General features: G+C 71.9%; 16 protein-coding genes. 10 read left to right on the forward strand and 6 right to left on the reverse strand.

Annotated features, from left to right (window positions below):
- Nucleotides 1-47: 47 nt before the first annotated feature.
- A complete protein-coding gene (bla, locus tag OG624_RS37755) occupies nt 48-947 on the reverse strand; it encodes a class A beta-lactamase (RefSeq protein WP_033216282.1) in 900 nt (299 codons plus the stop codon).
- A gap of 131 nt (nt 948-1,078) precedes the next feature.
- Here bla and OG624_RS37760 point away from each other — a divergent pair, with 131 nt between their 5' ends.
- The 6 genes from OG624_RS37760 to OG624_RS37785 all read left to right on the forward strand — a co-directional run bounded on the left by OG624_RS37760 (nt 1,079) and on the right by OG624_RS37785 (nt 6,975).
- Nucleotides 1,079-1,699, forward strand: a complete 621-nt coding sequence (locus OG624_RS37760) for a TetR/AcrR family transcriptional regulator (protein WP_208869305.1) — start codon at nt 1,079-1,081, stop codon at nt 1,697-1,699.
- Nucleotides 1,689-2,306 carry a hypothetical protein gene (locus tag OG624_RS37765; RefSeq protein ID WP_033216284.1) on the forward strand — a complete coding sequence of 206 codons (618 nt, stop codon included), beginning with the start codon at nt 1,689-1,691 and terminating at the stop codon, nt 2,304-2,306. The genes OG624_RS37760 and OG624_RS37765 overlap by 11 nt, the downstream gene beginning before the upstream one ends.
- Nucleotides 2,299-2,919 carry a GNAT family N-acetyltransferase gene (locus tag OG624_RS37770; RefSeq protein WP_371589473.1) on the forward strand — a complete coding sequence of 207 codons (621 nt, stop codon included), beginning with the start codon at nt 2,299-2,301 and terminating at the stop codon, nt 2,917-2,919. The genes OG624_RS37765 and OG624_RS37770 overlap by 8 nt, the downstream gene beginning before the upstream one ends.
- Nucleotides 2,920-3,186: 267 nt before the next feature.
- A complete protein-coding gene (locus tag OG624_RS37775) occupies nt 3,187-4,599 on the forward strand; it encodes a family 2B encapsulin nanocompartment shell protein (RefSeq protein WP_033216286.1) in 1,413 nt (470 codons plus the stop codon).
- Nucleotides 4,600-4,704: 105 nt separating this feature from the next.
- A complete protein-coding gene (locus OG624_RS37780) occupies nt 4,705-6,072 on the forward strand; it encodes a family 2 encapsulin nanocompartment cargo protein terpene cyclase (protein ID WP_371640489.1) in 1,368 nt (455 codons plus the stop codon).
- 15 nt (nt 6,073-6,087) lie between these two features.
- Nucleotides 6,088-6,975, forward strand: a complete 888-nt coding sequence (locus OG624_RS37785; protein WP_033216290.1) for a geranyl diphosphate 2-C-methyltransferase — start codon at nt 6,088-6,090, stop codon at nt 6,973-6,975.
- A gap of 92 nt (nt 6,976-7,067) precedes the next feature.
- Here OG624_RS37785 and OG624_RS37790 read toward each other — a convergent pair whose 3' ends face one another.
- Nucleotides 7,068-8,699, reverse strand: coding sequence for an FAD-binding oxidoreductase (locus OG624_RS37790; RefSeq protein ID WP_266447871.1), 1,632 nt, complete (start codon nt 8,697-8,699; stop codon nt 7,068-7,070).
- Nucleotides 8,700-8,763: 64 nt separating this feature from the next.
- Between OG624_RS37790 and OG624_RS37795 the strand changes: the two genes are divergently transcribed.
- Both OG624_RS37795 and OG624_RS37800 read left to right on the forward strand, forming a co-directional pair.
- On the forward strand, nt 8,764-9,408 hold the full coding sequence (locus OG624_RS37795) for a TetR/AcrR family transcriptional regulator (RefSeq protein ID WP_326749907.1): 645 nt from the start codon (nt 8,764-8,766) through the stop codon (nt 9,406-9,408).
- Between the two features lie 80 nt (nt 9,409-9,488).
- Nucleotides 9,489-9,896, forward strand: coding sequence for a DUF3224 domain-containing protein (locus tag OG624_RS37800; RefSeq protein WP_161291521.1), 408 nt, complete (start codon nt 9,489-9,491; stop codon nt 9,894-9,896).
- Between the two features lie 45 nt (nt 9,897-9,941).
- Here the strand turns inward: OG624_RS37800 and OG624_RS37805 are convergent, their stop codons facing one another.
- Nucleotides 9,942-10,424, reverse strand: coding sequence for a MarR family winged helix-turn-helix transcriptional regulator (locus OG624_RS37805; protein WP_033216298.1), 483 nt, complete (start codon nt 10,422-10,424; stop codon nt 9,942-9,944).
- Between the two features lie 87 nt (nt 10,425-10,511).
- On the opposite strand from OG624_RS37805, the gene OG624_RS37810 reads away from it, so the two are divergent.
- Entirely contained in the window at nt 10,512-11,381 is an 870-nt protein-coding gene (locus tag OG624_RS37810; protein ID WP_051762847.1) for an SDR family NAD(P)-dependent oxidoreductase, read from the forward strand.
- A 593-nt stretch (nt 11,382-11,974) separates the two neighbouring features.
- A complete protein-coding gene (locus tag OG624_RS37815) occupies nt 11,975-12,712 on the forward strand; it encodes an NPP1 family protein (RefSeq protein WP_051762988.1) in 738 nt (245 codons plus the stop codon).
- A gap of 60 nt (nt 12,713-12,772) precedes the next feature.
- On the opposite strand, the gene OG624_RS37820 is transcribed toward OG624_RS37815, so the two are convergent.
- From OG624_RS37820 to OG624_RS37830, 3 genes are read right to left on the reverse strand one after another with little or no spacing between them, the layout of a single operon-like run.
- On the reverse strand, nt 12,773-13,933 hold the full coding sequence (locus OG624_RS37820; RefSeq protein ID WP_371640490.1) for a substrate-binding domain-containing protein: 1,161 nt from the start codon (nt 13,931-13,933) through the stop codon (nt 12,773-12,775).
- Between the two features lie 33 nt (nt 13,934-13,966).
- Nucleotides 13,967-15,004 (reverse strand): ABC transporter permease, encoded by a 1,038-nt coding sequence (locus OG624_RS37825; protein ID WP_371640491.1) that lies wholly within the window; start codon nt 15,002-15,004, stop codon nt 13,967-13,969.
- The gene (locus OG624_RS37830; protein ID WP_371640492.1) at nt 15,001-16,551 is read right to left on the reverse strand and encodes a sugar ABC transporter ATP-binding protein; all 1,551 of its coding nucleotides are present in this window, start codon (nt 16,549-16,551) and stop codon (nt 15,001-15,003) included. The genes OG624_RS37825 and OG624_RS37830 overlap by 4 nt, the downstream gene beginning before the upstream one ends.
- Between the last annotated feature and the right edge of the window lie 11 nt (nt 16,552-16,562).

Consider the following 16,562-nt stretch of genomic DNA (forward strand, 5'->3'; position numbering starts at 1 on the left):
GGCACCTGGCCCGCCGTGCCGGGCGGCCCCGACGGCGGGGTCCGGCGTCAGGCGAGCGTGTCCGCCAGCAGCTTCGCGGTTCGGGCGATCAGGGTGTTGTCGCGCGGCGCCGTCGCCTCCGGCATCGTCGAGAGGATGGCCAGGACGATGGGCGGGCGCCCCGGCGGCCAGGCGATACCCACGTTGTTGTTCGTCCCGTACGAACCGGCGCCCGTCTTGTCCGCGACAGCCCAGTCCTTCGGCAGGCCGGCCCGCAGGCGGTCACCGCTGGTGGTGTTCGACAGCAGCCACCGGTTCAGCAGTTCCCGGTCCCCGGGGTCCAGCGCGTCGCCGAGCGCGAGGCGGGCGTAGGTCCGCCCGATCGCGCGCGGGCCGGTCGTGTCCGTCACCCGGGACGGCTCCGCCGAGTTCAGCTCGGGCTCCCACCGGTCGAGCCGGGTCGTACGGTCGCCCAGCGAGCGGCAGAAGCGGGTGACCGCGGTGGGGCCGCCGAGCTCGCGCAGCAGCAGGTTCCCGGCCGCGTTGTCGCTCTGGGCGATGGCGGCGGAGCAGAGTTCCGCCACGGTCAGGCCGTTCGCGATGTTCTCGGGCTTCTCGGTGATCGACCCGCCGCCCGCGTCCGTGACGTCCTGGAGCGTGTAGTGGATCCGCTTGGCGAGATGCGAGCCGTCGTGGTCGAGGTCCCGCAGCACGGCCGCCGCCGCGAGCGTCTTGAACACCGAGCACATGGGGAACAGTTCGTCGGCCCGGTGGACCACGGTCCGGCCGGAGGCCGTGTCCAGCGCGTACACCCCCAACCGCGCCCCGTACTCGCGCTCCAGCGCGCGCAGGCCGGCCGCCGTCGACGCGGCACTCGCCGTGCCCACCGGCAACGCGGCGGCGAGTGCCACCCCCGCTCCCACGGTCAGCAGTGCGCGTCGGGACGTTGATGCGTCCGGGGTCCTCACGTCAGGTCCTCCTCTTCCTGGGCGGTCATGTGCCCCCGAAGACGTCATACGTGATCAATTCGGTTCCCTCAGGCAAGGTGTACCGGCAGGGTGTACTGGCGGTACACCCTGCTGGTGTGTACCGTCAGTACATGACTCCGCTCCCTCGATTCCATCGACTGCCGGCCGAGCGACAGGAGGCGATCCTCGCCGTCGCCCGCGCGCACTTCGCCGAGCACGGCCCCGCGTCCGCCTCGTACAACAAGATCATCGAAGCGGCGGGTTTCTCGAAGACCGCCGCCTACCAGTACTTCGACGGCCGAGAGGACCTCCTCGCCGCGGTTCTCGACGATGTCCTCGACCGCCTCCTCGGCGTGCTCGGGCCGTGGACCCCGGCCCGCGACGAGGCCGACTTCTGGACACGACTGGAAGCCGGATCCCATGCCCTTGCCGCGCACCTGCATGCCCACCCGGACGATCTGGCCCTCGCCGACGCCGCCGTCGGGCGGGCGCGGGACGGCGTCTGGCTCGGCTGGTTCGGGGCCGTGGTCCAGGACGGCCGGCGGCTCGGTTTCATCCGGACGGACGTGGACCCGGACCTGCTGGCGGGCGCGACCGCGGCCGTGATGCGGGCGGCCGACGCATGGGCGCTGAGTGCGCTGCGCGCGGAGCGGCCGACGGCGCCGGCGGTCCCCGGGGGCGAGCAGGTCTGGAGCCTGCTGCGCGGGCTGTGGAGCGGCGCAGCGGACGGAGGAGCCGGCCGTGCGCACTGATCTGGAGATCCGCTGGGAGATACCCCCCACCTCACCGGGACCGCTGGGCCGCCTGGAGCGGTTCATGGGGCCGGGCAAGTCCCGCTCCGAGTCCACCGTGGAACTGCTCGGCGCGGGCGGGTGCGCGGTACTGCTCGCCGCCGGCGTGTGGTCGTCGGGGATCCACCGTGACTGGAGCGGCCTCCAGTGGGTCGTGGTGGTGCTGATCGGCCTCGATCTGCTCGGGGGCATCCTCACCAACGCGACGAACTCCGCCAAGCGTTGGTACCACCGCCAGGACCCGGGGGCGCGGCGTGCCCGCCTGCTCTTCGTCGGCGCCCACGTGCTGCACCTCGCCGCGATGGGCCTGCTGGTGCTCGGCGGGGACCGCGGCTGGACCCTGGGGAACAGCGCGCTGCTGCTCTTCGCGGCCGTCGTCGTGGAGTTCACGCCCGTCCACCTCAAGCGCCCGACGGCCATGGCCGGTTACTCCGCCGCCGTCGTCGTCAACCTGTTCTGGCTGCCCGTGCCCACCGCGCTCGCCTGGTTCGCACCGCTCTTCTTCCTCAAGCTCCTGGTGTGCCACCTCGTGCCGGAGGCACCGCTGGAACGGCGGCGCGATGTCTGAGTACGACACGGGTGACCACGACGACGCTCCGCCGCCCGCGCGGTGCGCGCCCGTGCTCGCCGCCGCCTTCGTCCGCGAACCCGCCATGAGGTGGATCTCGGGCGGATCGGACCGGGTGCGACGGGCATGGTTCACCACCACACTGCGGACGCACGCCACGCTCCCCGGAGCCCGTCGCCACCTGCTGACCGACCGGCACGGCCGAGCCGTCGCCGCCGCCGTCCTCACACCACCGGCCGCCGCCCCCTCGGGCGCGGCCCGGGCCGCCTGGGCGGCCCGCACCCTGCTGGGCTGCGGCCCCCGCGCCCTGCTGCGGACGCTGCGCTACCTGCACGCCACCGAGGCCGAAACCCCGCCCGGGGCCTGGACCCTGGAGTTCATCGGCGTGGAGCCCGCGGCCGCGGGACGGGGCGCCGGAGGGTGGCTCCTGAACCGCCTGCTCGCCGCGACCCCCGCGCCCGGCGGTGTCTTCCTCACCACCGCCGACGAGGCGAACGTACGGCTCTATCACCGCTTCGGCTTCACCACCCTGCGGCGCCTGACGGTGGGCCCGCTGGAAGTGACGGCGATGTGGCGGCCGGACCCGTCCGAGCGGACGCGCGCCGGCGGGTAAGGGCGCCGCGGGAGCCGACCGGCGCGGTGCCTTTCGGCCGTGTTCGTGAGTAAGGCCGAATATCGTCTATAACCCCGGCAAACCACCTGTGCCGCAAGATCACCGCATCGAAGTAATGCCAACGGTTTTCAGGCTCAACTGGGTGTACCGGCCGTTACTGTTCCCCCGGATCTGTACGGATTCCCTGATATTCGCCCCCCTTTTTCCTCGTTCCTCGGTGACGCGCGCGTGCGCCGTCCACCACCCTTACGAAGGAGAGCTCGCCCGATGACCGTTGACACCAGCCCGGAAGCCCAGCTGGAGCCGCCGCGGCAGTCCAGCCTGAGCACGGCGGCTGCCCGCAACCTTGCCAGCACGACCAAGTCCGCCCCGCAGATGCAGGAGATCACCTCCCGCTGGCTGCTGCGGATGCTCCCCTGGGTGGAGACCAAGGGTGGCACCTACCGGGTCAACCGCCGGCTGACGTACACCGTGGGCGACGGCACCATCGAGTTCGTCCAGGACGGCGCGAACGTCCGGGTGATCCCGCGCGAGCTCGGCGAACTGGCCCTGCTGCGCGGCTTCGACGACGACGACGTGCTGACCGCGATCGCCGGCCGGTGCGTCCAGCGCGACTTCCGGGCCGGTGAGGTGATCGTCGAGCGCGGCACCCCCGCCGACCAGATCCACCTGATCGCCCACGGCCGGATCAGCCAGACCTCCGTCGGCAAGTACGGCGACGACGTCGCCGTAGCCGTACTCGCCGACGGCGACCGGTTCGGCGAGAACGCCCTGCTGGACGCCGACGCCACCTGGGACTACACGGCCACCGCCGAGACCCCGGGCATCCTGCTCACCCTCTCCCGCGGCGACTTCGCCTCCGTGCTCGCCGCGGCGCCGCAACTCCAGGACCACATCAACCGGTTCAGCTCGCTCCCGCAGCAGCGCCAGAACAAGCACGGCGAGGCCGAGATCGCGATGTCCGCCGGCCACACCGGTGAGGCGGACCTGCCCGGCGCCTTCGTCGACTACGAGCTCAAGCCCCGCGAGTACGAACTCTCCATCGCGCAGACCGTGTTGCGGATCCACACCAGGGTCGCCGATCTCTACAACGGGCCGCACAACCAGACCGAGGAACAGCTCAGGCTCACCATCGAGGCGCTGCGCGAGCGCCAGGAGCACGAGCTGATCAACAACCGGGACTTCGGTCTCCTCCACAACGCCGCCTTCAAGCAGCGGATCCAGACCCACTCGGGCCCGCCGACCCCGGACGACCTCGACGAGCTGCTCTGCCGCCGCCGCGGTTCCAAGTTCTTCCTCGCCCACCCCCGGACGATCGCCGCGATCGGGCGCGAGTTCAACGCACGCGGGCTCTACCCGGACCACGTCGACGTCGGCGGCCAGCAGGTTCCGGCCTGGCGCGGGGTCCCGATCCTGCCCTGCAACAAGATCCCGATCAGCAAGGAGAACACCAGCTCCGTCCTCGTCATGCGAACCGGCGAGGACAACCAGGGCGTCATCGGTCTGCGCCAGACCGGCCTGCCGGAGGAGTACGAGCCGGGCCTCTCGGTCCGCTTCATGGGGATCAGCGAGCAGGCGATCATCTCGTACCTGGTCACCACCTACTTCTCGGCCGCCATCCTGGTGCCCGACGCGCTCGGTGTGCTGGAGAACGTGCAGATCGCCCGCAGGCGGGACTAAGAGGACCCGCCCGACGGCCGTGACGGCCAGGACACCTGCCTGTCCTGGCCCGCCGAGCACGCCCGGGATCCGGGACGACCCACTTACCTCTCCAAGGAGTTACGGATGCCCGATCCTGGGCCTTCCCCTCTGCAGTCGAGTCTGCCCGCCGCGGTGGCGTCCTTCGGGGCGCACGTTCTCGCGAGCGCCCTCGCCGCCGGCGTCGAACCGGCCGCCGACGCCGGGCCCGTGGAGCCTTCTCCGCCGGTCTCGCCCGCCCCGCCGGCCCCGCCCGTCCTGCCCGTCCTGCCCACGGGACACCCCGGACCGGTACCCGTAGCCGTGTCCGTTCCCGACGAGGGTGCGGCTGCGACCGCGGCCGCCGCGCCACAGCCGAGTGCCGCCCTCGAACGGATCCTGCGCGGGCCCAGCGGGCTGGGTACGACGAGCCTGCACTGGGCCCGGAGCGATGCCCCCGCCGTCGCCGCGGCCCCCGAGGCGTCCGCGCCGATCCCGGGCCATCCGATCCCGGGGCTCTACCACCACCCGGTGCCGGAGCCCGATCCGGTGCGGGTGGAGGAGCTCAGCCGTCGGATCAAGGCCTGGGCCCTGGACGAGGTGTCGCTCTACCCGGAGGACTGGGAGGACCAGTTCGACGGCTTCTCCGTCGGGCGCTACATGGTCGCCTGCCATCCCGACGCCCCCAGCATCGACCACCTGATGCTCGCCACCCGGCTGATGGTCGCCGAGAACGCGGTCGACGACTGCTACTGCGAGGACCACGGCGGCTCGCCCATCGGCCTCGGCGGTCGTCTGCTGCTGGCGCACACCGCTCTCGACCCCGTCCACACGACGAAGGAGTACGCGCCGGACTGGGAGGCCTCGCTCCTGTCGGACGCACCCCGGCGCGCCTACCGGTCCGCCATGGAGTACTTCCTCCAGGCGACCACGCCCTCGCAGGCCGACCGGTACCGGCACGACATGGCCCGGCTGCACATGGGCTACCTCGCCGAGGGGGCCTGGGCGCAGACGGAGTACGTGCCCGAGGTGTGGGAGTACCTGGCGATGCGCCAGTTCAACAACTTCCGCCCCTGCCCCACCATCACCGACTCCGTCGGCGGCTACGAACTGCCCGCGGATCTCCACGCGCAGCCCGCCATGCAACGGGTGATCGCGTTGGCCGGCAATGCCACCACCATCGTCAACGACCTGTACTCCTACACCAAGGAACTGGCCAGTCCTGGACGGCACTTGAACCTGCCGGTGGTGATCGCCGAACGCGAGAGCCGCTCCGACCGGGAGGCCTACCTGAAGGCTGTCGAGGTGCACAACGACCTGATGCACGACTTCGAGGCAGCGGCCGCCGAACTGGCCGTCGCCTGCCCCGTCCCGAGCGTGCAGCGCTTCCTGCGCGGGGTCGCCGTGTGGGTCGACGGCAACCATTACTGGCACCAGACCAACACCTATCGCTACAGCCTGCCCGATTTCTGGTAAAGATGGGAATTGTTCATGACTAGCACCGATCTCACCGCCGCCGCCGGTACCTCCTCCGTGTTCATCCCGGGCCCGGCGACTCCCTACCAGGGGGACATCGCCCGTTACTGGGACCACGAGGCCAGGCCCGTGAACCTTCGTCTCGGCGATGTCGACGGCCTTTACCACCACCACTACGGCATCGGCGACATCGACCACGCCGCCCTCGGCGACACCGAGGACAGCGCATACGAGAAGAAGCTGATCGCCGAGCTCCACCGCCTGGAGTCGGCCCAGGCCGACCTCCTCCTCGAACACCTCGGCTCGATCGGGCGCGACGACACCCTCGTCGACGCGGGCTGCGGCCGCGGCGGTTCGATGGTCATGGCCCACCAGCGCTTCGGATGCAAGGTCGAGGGCGTCACCCTGTCGGCCAAGCAGGCCGACTTCGCCAACCAGCGGGCCCACGAACTCGGCATCGAGGACCACGTCCGGGCCCGTGTCTGCAACATGCTCAACACGCCGCTCGAGACCGGGCAGGCCGCCGGCTCGTGGAACAACGAGTCGAGCATGTACGTCGACCTGCACGACCTCTTCGCGGAGCACTCGCGCGTCCTGAAGGTCGGCGGCCGGTACGTGACCATCACCGGCTGCTGGAACCCGCGGTACGGCCAGCCCTCGAAGTGGGTCTCCCAGATCAACGCGCACTTCGAGTGCAACATCCACTCCCGCCGCGAGTACCTGCGCGCGATGGCCGACAACCGTCTCGTCCCGCAGGCCGTCATCGACCTGACCCCCGACACCCTGCCCTACTGGGAGCTGCGGGCCACGTCCTCCCTGGTCACCGGCATCGAGGAGGCGTTCATCGAGTCCTACAAGGACGGCTCCTTCCAGTACGTGCTGATCGCGGCCGACCGCGTCTGACCGAACGCCGACCGTGAGGGCCGGGACCGTCGTCCGACGGGCCCGGCCCCTCCGTGTCATCCCCGCGGCGTCCGGCAGGCGTACGGGCGGGCTCAGTCCACGAGCACGCCGGGGTTGAGGATGCCCCGCGGATCGAGGGCTCCCTTCGCGGCCCGCAGGGCGAGGGCGAAGGGCTCGGGGCGCTGGCGGTCGTAGCCAGGGCGGTGGTCCCGGCCGACGGCGTGGTGGTGGGTGATGGTGGCCCGGTGGCGGTGCAGGACCTCGCTCGCGACCGCCTTGAGGTCGTCCCAGACGGCGACCTCGTCCCCGGCCCGGCCGGCGGCGAGTACGGTGAAGTACGGCGCCGCGCCGTCCGGATACACGTGTGTCAGACGGCAGTTGACGGTCGCAGGGAAGCCGGTGGCCTTGGCCGCCGCCTCGCCCACCTCCCTGCGTACCTCGTCGATCAGGTCGGGGACGCGGTCCCAGGTGGCCGCCGTCTCGAAGGTCTCCGCGACCGCCCCCATCCGGGCCAGGCCGTCGCGGAGGTAGGGCATCCGCAGGAAGGCCGAGCGCCAGGCGCCCACCGCCGCGTCGCCGTCCGGGCTTCCCGCCGAGCCGCCGACCGCGCTGTCCCCGCCCGACCCGTCGTACCGGCCGCCGTGCGAGCGGGCCAGCGCGACGGCCCGTTCGAGCCGGGCCGTCACCGGCTCGTCCGCCGACTCGAACCCGAGGACCAGTACCGAGCTGCCGTCGTGCGCCGCGCCCGACAGCGCGGCCTCACCGGAGTCCAGCAGACGGCAGTTGGCGGGGGAGAGGTCGGACTGGGCGAGGGCGCGCACCGCCCGCAGGGCGCTCCGGAAGTCCGTGAACGCGACCGAGGCGGACGCCTTGTGGCGGGGGCGTTCCTGGAGGCGCACCCATGCCTCGGTGATGATGCCGAGGGCCCCTTCGGAGCCCAGGAACAGGCGGTCGGGGGAGGGGCCGGCCCCGGAGCCGGGCAGCCGCCAGGAGGTGCTGATGCCGGCCGGGGTCACGACGCGCAGCGACTGGACGAAGTCGTCGATGTGCGTGCGGCCGGTGGCGTAGTGGCCGCCGGCCCGGGTGGCGAGCCAGCCGCCCAACGTGGAGAACTCGAAGCTCTGCGGGAAATGCCGCAGGGTGAGGCCGTGGGGCCGCAGCTGGTCCTCCAGGCTCGGCCCGAGCGTGCCGGCCTGGATGCGCGCCGCCCGACCCTCCGAGTCCACCTCCAGTACGCGGTCCATGGCGGTCAGATCCAGGGACATGACGGCCCGGTGGGCGTCGCCGCGGTACTCGACACCGCCGGTGACCGAGGAGCCCCCGCCGTACGGGACGACGGCGACCTGCCGCTCGCCGGCCCAGTCCAGCAGATCGGCCACGCCCTGGTCGTCGGTGGGGCGGGCCACGAGATCGGGGATGCGGCCCGGGCGTCCACGCAGGGCGCGCACCACGTCGCGGTAGGCCTTGCCCATGGAGTGCGCGGCGCGGTCGGCGGGATCCGCGCCGATCAGGTGGGCGAGGCTCCGCGGGGGTTCGACGGCGGGTGCGGCGACGGCCAGGTCGCGGACGCGGGGGACGGGGAGCGGACGGCCGAGGGTGCCGGGGAGCAGGGCGCCCATCGCGGTGCATTCCGCGTCGTCGGGATGCGCGTCAGCCCAGCCCCAGCCCCACCAGGAGCGGGTGCGGGCGGTGGGTCGGTCGGGTTGCGAGGTGGTGCCGGCCATGGCGGCGCTCCAGGGGTCGAGGTAATTTACCTAGCGGTAAATTACCTACTGATAATATCGGCTCATGGCAACCCCCTCCTCGCATTCCTCGAAGGCCGGCACCAAGGGAGTCCCGCGGCAGCACCGCCGTCGGCAGATGCTGGAGGCGGCCACGGAGGAGTTCGGCACGCACGGCTACGCGGCGGCGTCGCTGCCCGCGATCGCCGCACGCGTGGGCGTCACCAAGACGCTGCTGCACCAGTACTTCGGCACCAAGGAGGACCTGTACGTGGCCTGTCTGGTCCCGGTCGGGGACCGGCTGCTGGACACCATCCGCGCGGCGATGGGCGAGGGCGGAGCCGCCGCGCCGCACACGCCGCTGCGCGTGCTGCGCAGCATCTTCACCGCCCTGGAGGGGCAGCGGGAGGCGTGGTTCGTGCTCTACGACACCACTCTGCCGCCCGATGGCGAGGCCGCGCGCCGGGCCTCGGCGTACTGGTCGGCCATCGACCGGCTCGCCGCCGGCGGCACCGCGGAACTGCTGCGTTCGGCCGGATCCACCGACCCGCTGGACGCCGACGCGCTCAAGTACGTCTGGCGGGACCTGGTCGCCACCCTCGTCCGTTGGTGGGTCAAGCACCCGGAGCAGACCCCGGAGGCCATGACGCGGCGGTGCGCCCGCCTCTTCGCGGCCGCCGCCACGCTCTCCTCTGACGAGCACCTCGGCTGACAGAGCGGCCGGAGCCGCGTGCGGCGGCCGCGCCGTCCCGCTCGGCCCCCGTTGTCGGTGCCCACCGCTACGGTCGGTCCATGAGAGCTACTGGAACGTTCACCGTCGCAGCGTTCGTCCCGACCGAGCTGAAGCCGGAGCCCGCCGTCCCCACCGGGCTCCCCGTCGGTGTCGCGACCATGGAGAAGTCGTTCGCGGGCGAGGTGGCCGGTCGTTCCGCGACCCTGTTCACCGCCGCGTTCGACCAGGAGACGGGCGTCGGCACCTATGTCGCCATGGAGTCGTTCGAGGGCTCACTGAACGGTCGGGACGGGTCCTTCAACTTCGTGCACTCGGCGACCACGTCCGGCAGTGACCGCACCGCGGAGTTCTTCACCATCGTGCCCTCCAGCGGCACCGGCGCACTGGCGGGAATCGCGGGTGCCGGGGGCATGGCGGTCGACGCCGACGGCACCCACCGGATCTGGTTCGACTACCAGCTCGGCTGAGCGGGCCAGGTCGACGGTGGCCCGCACCCCTTCCCGGACGGGGGGCTAACGGGCGCGTTCCTGCTCGGCCTGCGCGGCCTTCGCCGCCTTGAGCTTGCGCCACACGGTGCCCAGCGCCTCCAGGTCCCGCTCGTCGAGGAGCTCGGTGAAGACGGGAGCCAGCGCTTCGCGCCGGGTGGCGTCGGCCTCGGTGAACACCGTGCGCCCCGCCTCCGTGAGGGAGACCTCCACCGATCGGGCGTCGCGCGCCGAGGGCGTGCGGGTCACCAGGCCCCGGGCCTGCAGGGCGTCCACGACGCGGGAGACCTGGCTGCGGCTGAGCAGGGTGCTGTTGCCGAGGACGGAGGCGGGCACCGGCTCGGGGCTGGAGGCCAGCCACAGCATGACCTCGAACCAGGACACGGGGAGGTCGTGGGCCTTGACCAGGGCCCGGTCGACACGATCGGTCATGACCGTTCCGGCCCACACCAGCCCGTAGAAGGCGTAGTCGGCCGCCGGCATCTCGGCTTCGGTGAGCTTCTTCGGCATGTCGGCAGTCTAGAGCTTGCGTGCGCACGCACATAATTTTATGGTGTGTGTGCACGCACATAAATCCCCCCTGCGAAAGGCCCCGCCATGTCGACCACCCCCGCCTCCGACTCCACCACCCCCGCCCGCACCGTCCTGATCACCGGTACCTCCTCCGGTATCGGCCTGGCCGCCGCGATCGCCGCCGCCCGGGCGGGCTGGCGTACGGTCGCCACCCTGCGTGACACCGGCCGCGCCGACGCCCTGCGCAAGGCCGCGGTCGAGGCCGGTGTCGAGATCGACATCCGGCAGCTCGACGTCGTCGACGAGGCCTCCGTCACCGCCGCCGTGGAGGGTGTCGTCGCGGACTACGGCCGGCTGGACGCCGTCGTCAACAACGCCGGCGCCGGGCACGTGGGCACCCTGGAGCTCGAATCCGTCGCCGACGTCCGCGAGGTCATGGAGGTCAACTTCTTCGGCGTCCTGAACGTCTCCAAGGCCGCGCTGCCGCACCTGCGGGCCACCGGCGGCCGGCTGATCACGGTCACCAGCGTCGGCGGCGTCATCGGCCAGCCCTTCAACGAGGCCTACTGCGCCGCGAAGTTCGCCGTGGAGGGATACATGGAGAGCCTGGCCCCCGTCGCGGGCGCCGTCGGTGTGAGCGTGTCCGTCATCGAGCCCGGCGCCGTCGCGACGGAGTTCGTGAACAACATCGGCCTCGACCTGGAAGCCCGGATCGCCGCCGCCGGCCCGTACTCCGACGCGCTGCGCCACTACGTCGAGCGCACCGTCGGCCAGTTCATGAACGGCGCGCAGACGCCCGCCGGCGCCGCCGAGTCCGTCATGGAGGCGCTCACCGTCGAGCGGCCCGCCTTCCGTATCCAGACCTCTCAGTGGGCCCGTGACTTCACGGGGAACAAGCTGGTCGACCAGGACGGCTCGGCGGTCGTCGGAATGACCGGAGCCTGGGTCGCCTGACCTGCCGCGAGCGGCCCGCCCGGAATCGGGTCATGATGGCCGGAGGTGGACGAGTCCTTCGCGTGGTCCCCGGACCGCGCGGCGGCCGCCCCGGCCGGGAGGTGACCCGTGGGCATGGACGAATCACGCAAGGCCTGGTTCATGATCGGCGCCGTCGTCGCCGTCATCCTCCTGGACCTCCTGGCGATCATCCTGATGAACACCCTCGGCTGACGCCCATCTGACGGACGGCGGGGCCCGGCCCGGTCGAGCGGGCCACACAGCCCGGTGACGGACATACCGATCACCGGGCTGTCGTGCTGCCCGGCGCGACGAGAACCCGCCGCTGAGCGCCGGCGAACGGACCCCATCCGTCGGGGAAAATGTCCGGCCCAGTCCTGACAATCCGTCAATTTTTATTGTGTACAAGGCCTTTGCGCACCTTCGGTGCGCAAGGAACGGAGTCTGCCCGGCCTCTTGCCGTGTCGCCCCGGTTCGCGAATGATGCTCGCGGCGTGTCGGTCGACGGTGTTCCGTCGCGATGCGTCCGCCACCCTCGCACCCGGCCGGCCAGGAGGCCCGTTTTGCGGACGAACCGTCACATCCGGCGATCGATGGTGGTCGTCGGTGCCGCCCTCGCGGTGGTCGTCGCCGTTCCCCAGGTGGCCTTCGCGGCGCCGCCCCCGGCGCTCCCCGGCAAAGCCGAAGCGATCGAGCTGACCTACCAGCCCGCCTACGACTACGACACCGACGGCTGCTACCCGACCCCCGCCATCAGCGCGAACGGAGTCCTCAACGGCGGGCTCAGGCCCACCGGCGCCCTCAACGGCAGCTGCCGGGACGCCTCGGACCTCGCCAACACCAACGGCTACTCCCGCTGGAAGTGCAACAACGGCTGGTGCGCCGTCCTCTACGCGTTGTACTTCGAGAAGGACCAGGCCCTTCCCGGCATCGAGCTCGGCGGCCACCGCCACGACTGGGAGCACGTGGTCGTGTGGATCCAGGGCGACGAGGCCAAGTACGTCGCGACCTCCGCCCACGGGGACTTCAACATCCACGCGCGCGACCGGATCCGCTGGGACGGCAACCACCCCAAGATCGTCTACCACAAGGACGGCATCGGCACGCACTGCTTCCGCGCGGCGAACACCAACGACGAACCGCCCGAGAACCACCGCGGCACCTGGCAGTTCCCCACGCTCGTGGGATGGTCGGGCTACCCGGCGACCGTGCGCGAGAAGCTCACCGCGGCCGATTTCGGCAGCGCGCACTTCGGCCTGAGGGACGACTCCTTCGCCAATCACCTGGCGGAGGCCAAGCCGGCCGGCATCCCCTTCGACCCGTACCAGTGACACCGGCACCGGCACCGTCCTCGCACCGAGCGGGACCGGTGCCGGTGGCGACGCCTGTCGTCAGCCCGCCCAGATCCTGCGGTACCCCTCGCGGTATCCGGACGGGTCCCAGGACGTGGCACCGTCACTGTTGTCGGCCGTGGCGATGTGCACCGGGGCCACGTAGTCGCTGGCCGGTCGACCGGCGAAGGCGCGGTTGAACTCGTCGACGATCTGCCAGCCCTGCTGGTTCAACGGCTCGGGCACGGTGGCGGCCTGGAACTGCTCGCTGTTGATCCGCTGGAAGGCGGAGGGGTCGCCGTCGCCCGCGCCGATGTTGAACGGCGGCCCGGAGCCCGGCCGGCCCGCCGCCCGCAGGGCCGGCGCCGCGTCCGCGAAGTACAGGTCGTTGATGGCGGCGGAGTACGTCCAGTCGTCCCCGAAGCGGGAGAGCAGAGAGGAGACCACCTGCCCGGTGCGGCTCGCGGCGTCGGGGATGGGGATGTTCTCGTAGCTCAGCAGTCGTACGCCGGAACAGGTGGCGAGCTCCTTGCGGATCAGCTCGGCCTTGTTCTTGGCGAACGGGATCGAGTCGTCGGTGAAGAGGACGACCCCGGCGTCGCCCGCGGACCGGGCGATGATCCAGTCCGCGCTGATCCGCGCCACGTCCTCCACCTTGGTGGTGACGTTGGTGAACAGCTTGGGATTCTCGCTCGGGCCGGGGGAGCCCACCGCGTGCCAGCCGATCACCGGGATGTCGGCCGCCTCGGCCCGCGCCATCTGCTGCGAGGTCAGCTGGGGATCGAAGCCGCCGATGACGATGCCCGAGGGCCGCAGGGTGATGGCCTGGCTGAGCGCCGCCTGGATACCGGCCGGGGTGCCGTCCCCGTCGATGACACGGACCTGCCAGCCGATGGCCTTCGCGGCCTCCTCGACGCCCTTCGCGACGCCCGCGACACCGGGGTTGGTCATGGTCTGAGCGACGTAGACGATCGACTTGCCGGGGACCGCGGCGGGGCCGGTGGTGGGGCCGTGCCACGCGGTGTCGGCCTTCTCGGCCCGCGCGACGGCCGCCCCGGCGCTCGCGAGGGCGGTGGGGCAGCCTGCCTTGGGCGGCGCGGCGCCGGTGGCGGGGCCACCGCTCCCGCAGCCGACGAGGAGGGTGGCGGCCGCCGTCAGCAGGGCCGCGGTCGTGAGCGGGGTCCTGAGCTGCGAGCGGAGGTGCGAGTCGTTCGGGTACACGGTGCTCCTGACGCGGTGCGCGTACGAACTTTTCTAGGGGGTGCGCAGCCGGCGGCGGGCGGAGTAGCCGGCCAGGCCGACGGCGATGAGCAGGGTGGCGCCGTTGAACAGCGGGGTGGCCCAGAAGTTGGCGCCGAGCTGGCCGATGCCGGCGAGCCCGATGGCGAGGACGGCGACGGCCACGACGGTGCCGAGGGCGTTGACGCGGCCGGGTTTGATCGTGGTGGACCCGAGCAGGGCGCCGACGAAGGCGGGCAGCAGGTAGTCCAGCCCGACGGTCGGATTGCCGGTCTGCTGCTGGGCGGCGAGGAGGACCCCGGCGAGGCCGGTGACCAGGCCCGATCCGGCGAAGGCGTAGACGGAGTACCGGTGGCTGGGGATGCCGATGATGTCGGCGGTGCGCCGGCTGGAGCCGATCACGTACATGTACCGGCCGAGCGGCAACCGTTCCAGGACCAGCCAGAGCGCGGCCGCGAGGGCCAGGACGTAGTAGGCGGGCAGCGGCAGCCCGAGGAAGCGGGAGTCGTAGAGGCCGGTGAAGGCGGTGGGCAGGCCGTCCGGGCCGGGGACGATGCGGGAGCCGTCGGTGATCCAGCCGGTGACCGCGTACATCATGCTGCCGGTGCCGAGCGTGGCGATGAAGGAGTCGATCCGCACGTACTCGACGATGACGCCGTTGAGGACGCCGACCAAGGCCCCGCCGAGGACCACGGTGAGACAGGCGAGCGGCCACGGCCAGCCCGTGTCGACGATGAGCTGCATCACCATCACATGGGCCAGGCCGAGGCCGTAGCCCATGGACAGGTCGAACTTGCCGGTGGCGATGGGGATGGTCGCGCCGAGGGCCAGGATGGCCGGGATCGACTGGTTGGACAGGATCGAGGAGACGTTGTCGCGGGTGGGGAAGGTGTCCGGCAGGACCAGGGAGAAGACCAGGAAGAGCAGGACGGCCAGGACGAGCAGGCCGTAGGTGCCGATGTGGTGCCCCCGCAGGTGGTCCAGCGGGGACCGCGCAGCAGGATCGGGCGACGAGGGCGAGGGGGACGGCGAGGGCGAAGGGGGCATGGTCATCGGTCCGTCGTGGGTCCGGTGATCGCGGGCATGGCCGAGGCGGTCCGGGTGAGTTCGGCGACCGTGAGGGCCGCTCCGCTCAGCTCGGTGCTCACCCTCCCGCGGACGAACACCAGGGCGCGATGGCACACGTCCGCGACCTCCTCGAAATCGGTGGAGAGGAGCAGGACCGCCAGGCCCGAGGCCAGTGCGTCGTCGAGCAGCCGGTGGATGGTGGCCTTGGCCCCGATGTCCACCCCGGCGGTCGGCTCCTCCAGGACGAGCAGGCGCAGGTGGCCCCGGAGCCATCGGCCGACCATGACCTTCTGCTGGTTGCCGCCGGACAGGGTGGCGATGGGCACCTCGCTGTCGCGGGGGTGCACCGAGAACCGGTCGATGAGGGCGGTGGCCTCGCCGCGTTCGCGCCGGGGGCTGATCCAGTGCGCCGCCGGGACACCGGCCGCGCGCGGGTTCGCCAGGAAGTTCTCCCGTACGGTCAGGTCGGCGGCGCAGCCCTCCTCCTGACGGTTGGCCGCCACGAAACCGACGCCGGAGTCGAGCGCGGAGTGGACCGTACGCGGGTGGTACGGCAGGCCGTCGAGCAGGACCCGCCCGCCGAGGATCGGCCGGGCGCCGGCGAGGGCGCGGCCCAACTCCATGTGGCCGGCGCCGGTCAGGCCGACCATGCCGAGGATCTCTCCGGCGCGCAGGTCCAGGCTGACCTCTCCGGAGGCCACGGTCCGCACCCGGTCGAGGCGCAGCAGGGGTGCGCCGGCGGCCGGTGGCGCACCGGGTGTCCGGCGGGCCGGTGCGTGGCCCACGATCGCGCGCACCAACCGGTCCGGGCTGTGACCGGCGAGGGGGCCCCGATCGACCAGCCGGCCGTCCCGCAGCACGGCGAAGGTGTCGGCGACCTGGTAGACCTCGTCGAGCCGGTGGCTGACGTAGAGGATGCCGTGGCCGCGGTCGCGCAGGGTGTGGAGCACGTCGAAGAGCCGCGCGCAGTCGGCGGCCGGGAGCGTGGCGGTCGGCTCGTCCAGCACGATGAGTTCGGCCCGGGTGGCGAGGGCGCGGGCGATGGCGACGAGCGAGCGCTCGGCGGGGCCGAGGCGCGCGATCCGGGCGTCGGCGTCCAGGTGTCCGGCGACGATCCGCAGGGCCTCGTCGCAGCGCTCCCGGGTCCGTCGCCAGGAGATCAGTCCGTGGCGGCGGGGGTAGCCGGTGCCCAGGGCGATGTTCTCGGACACCGTCATCCACGGGACGAGACCGAGGTCCTGGTGGATGAAGGACATGTTCCGGGTCGCGGCGTGGCTGCCGAGGGGATGACCGGCCACCGTCACCTCACCGGCGTCGGCCCGTAGGACCCCGGCCAGCACTTTGATCAGGGTGGACTTTCCGGCTCCGTTGGGGCCGAGCAGGGCGAGGACGCCACCGCGGTGGAGGTCGAGGTCGACCGTGTCCAGGGCGAGCGTGCCGCCGAACCGCTTGCTCAGGCCGCGCACGCGGACGAGTGGTGCGGCACCGGAGTGCGAGGGTGGGCTCGCCCAGGTGTCGGGAGCGTCATGCACAGACTTCTCCG

This window comes from Streptomyces virginiae, assembly GCF_041432505.1.
Lineage (GTDB): Bacteria > Actinomycetota > Actinomycetes > Streptomycetales > Streptomycetaceae > Streptomyces > Streptomyces virginiae_A.

What these genes read in the sequence shown, in the direction of transcription:
- OG624_RS37805 (WP_033216298.1), bottom strand. Translation starts at nt 10,424, where the DNA reads ATGCCGAAGAAGCTCACCGAAGCCGAGATGCCGGCGGCCGACTACGCC.
- OG624_RS37780 (WP_371640489.1), top strand. Translation starts at nt 4,705, where the DNA reads ATGCCCGATCCTGGGCCTTCCCCTCTGCAGTCGAGTCTGCCCGCCGCG.
- OG624_RS37810 (WP_051762847.1), top strand. Translation starts at nt 10,512, where the DNA reads ATGTCGACCACCCCCGCCTCCGACTCCACCACCCCCGCCCGCACCGTC.
- OG624_RS37790 (WP_266447871.1), bottom strand. Translation starts at nt 8,699, where the DNA reads ATGGCCGGCACCACCTCGCAACCCGACCGACCCACCGCCCGCACCCGC.
- OG624_RS37785 (WP_033216290.1), top strand. Translation starts at nt 6,088, where the DNA reads ATGACTAGCACCGATCTCACCGCCGCCGCCGGTACCTCCTCCGTGTTC.
- OG624_RS37795 (WP_326749907.1), top strand. Translation starts at nt 8,764, where the DNA reads ATGGCAACCCCCTCCTCGCATTCCTCGAAGGCCGGCACCAAGGGAGTC.
- OG624_RS37800 (WP_161291521.1), top strand. Translation starts at nt 9,489, where the DNA reads ATGAGAGCTACTGGAACGTTCACCGTCGCAGCGTTCGTCCCGACCGAG.
- OG624_RS37815 (WP_051762988.1), top strand. Translation starts at nt 11,975, where the DNA reads ATGGTGGTCGTCGGTGCCGCCCTCGCGGTGGTCGTCGCCGTTCCCCAG.
- OG624_RS37775 (WP_033216286.1), top strand. Translation starts at nt 3,187, where the DNA reads ATGACCGTTGACACCAGCCCGGAAGCCCAGCTGGAGCCGCCGCGGCAG.
- OG624_RS37825 (WP_371640491.1), bottom strand. Translation starts at nt 15,004, where the DNA reads ATGACCATGCCCCCTTCGCCCTCGCCGTCCCCCTCGCCCTCGTCGCCC.
- OG624_RS37770 (WP_371589473.1), top strand. Translation starts at nt 2,299, where the DNA reads ATGTCTGAGTACGACACGGGTGACCACGACGACGCTCCGCCGCCCGCG.
- OG624_RS37760 (WP_208869305.1), top strand. Translation starts at nt 1,079, where the DNA reads ATGACTCCGCTCCCTCGATTCCATCGACTGCCGGCCGAGCGACAGGAG.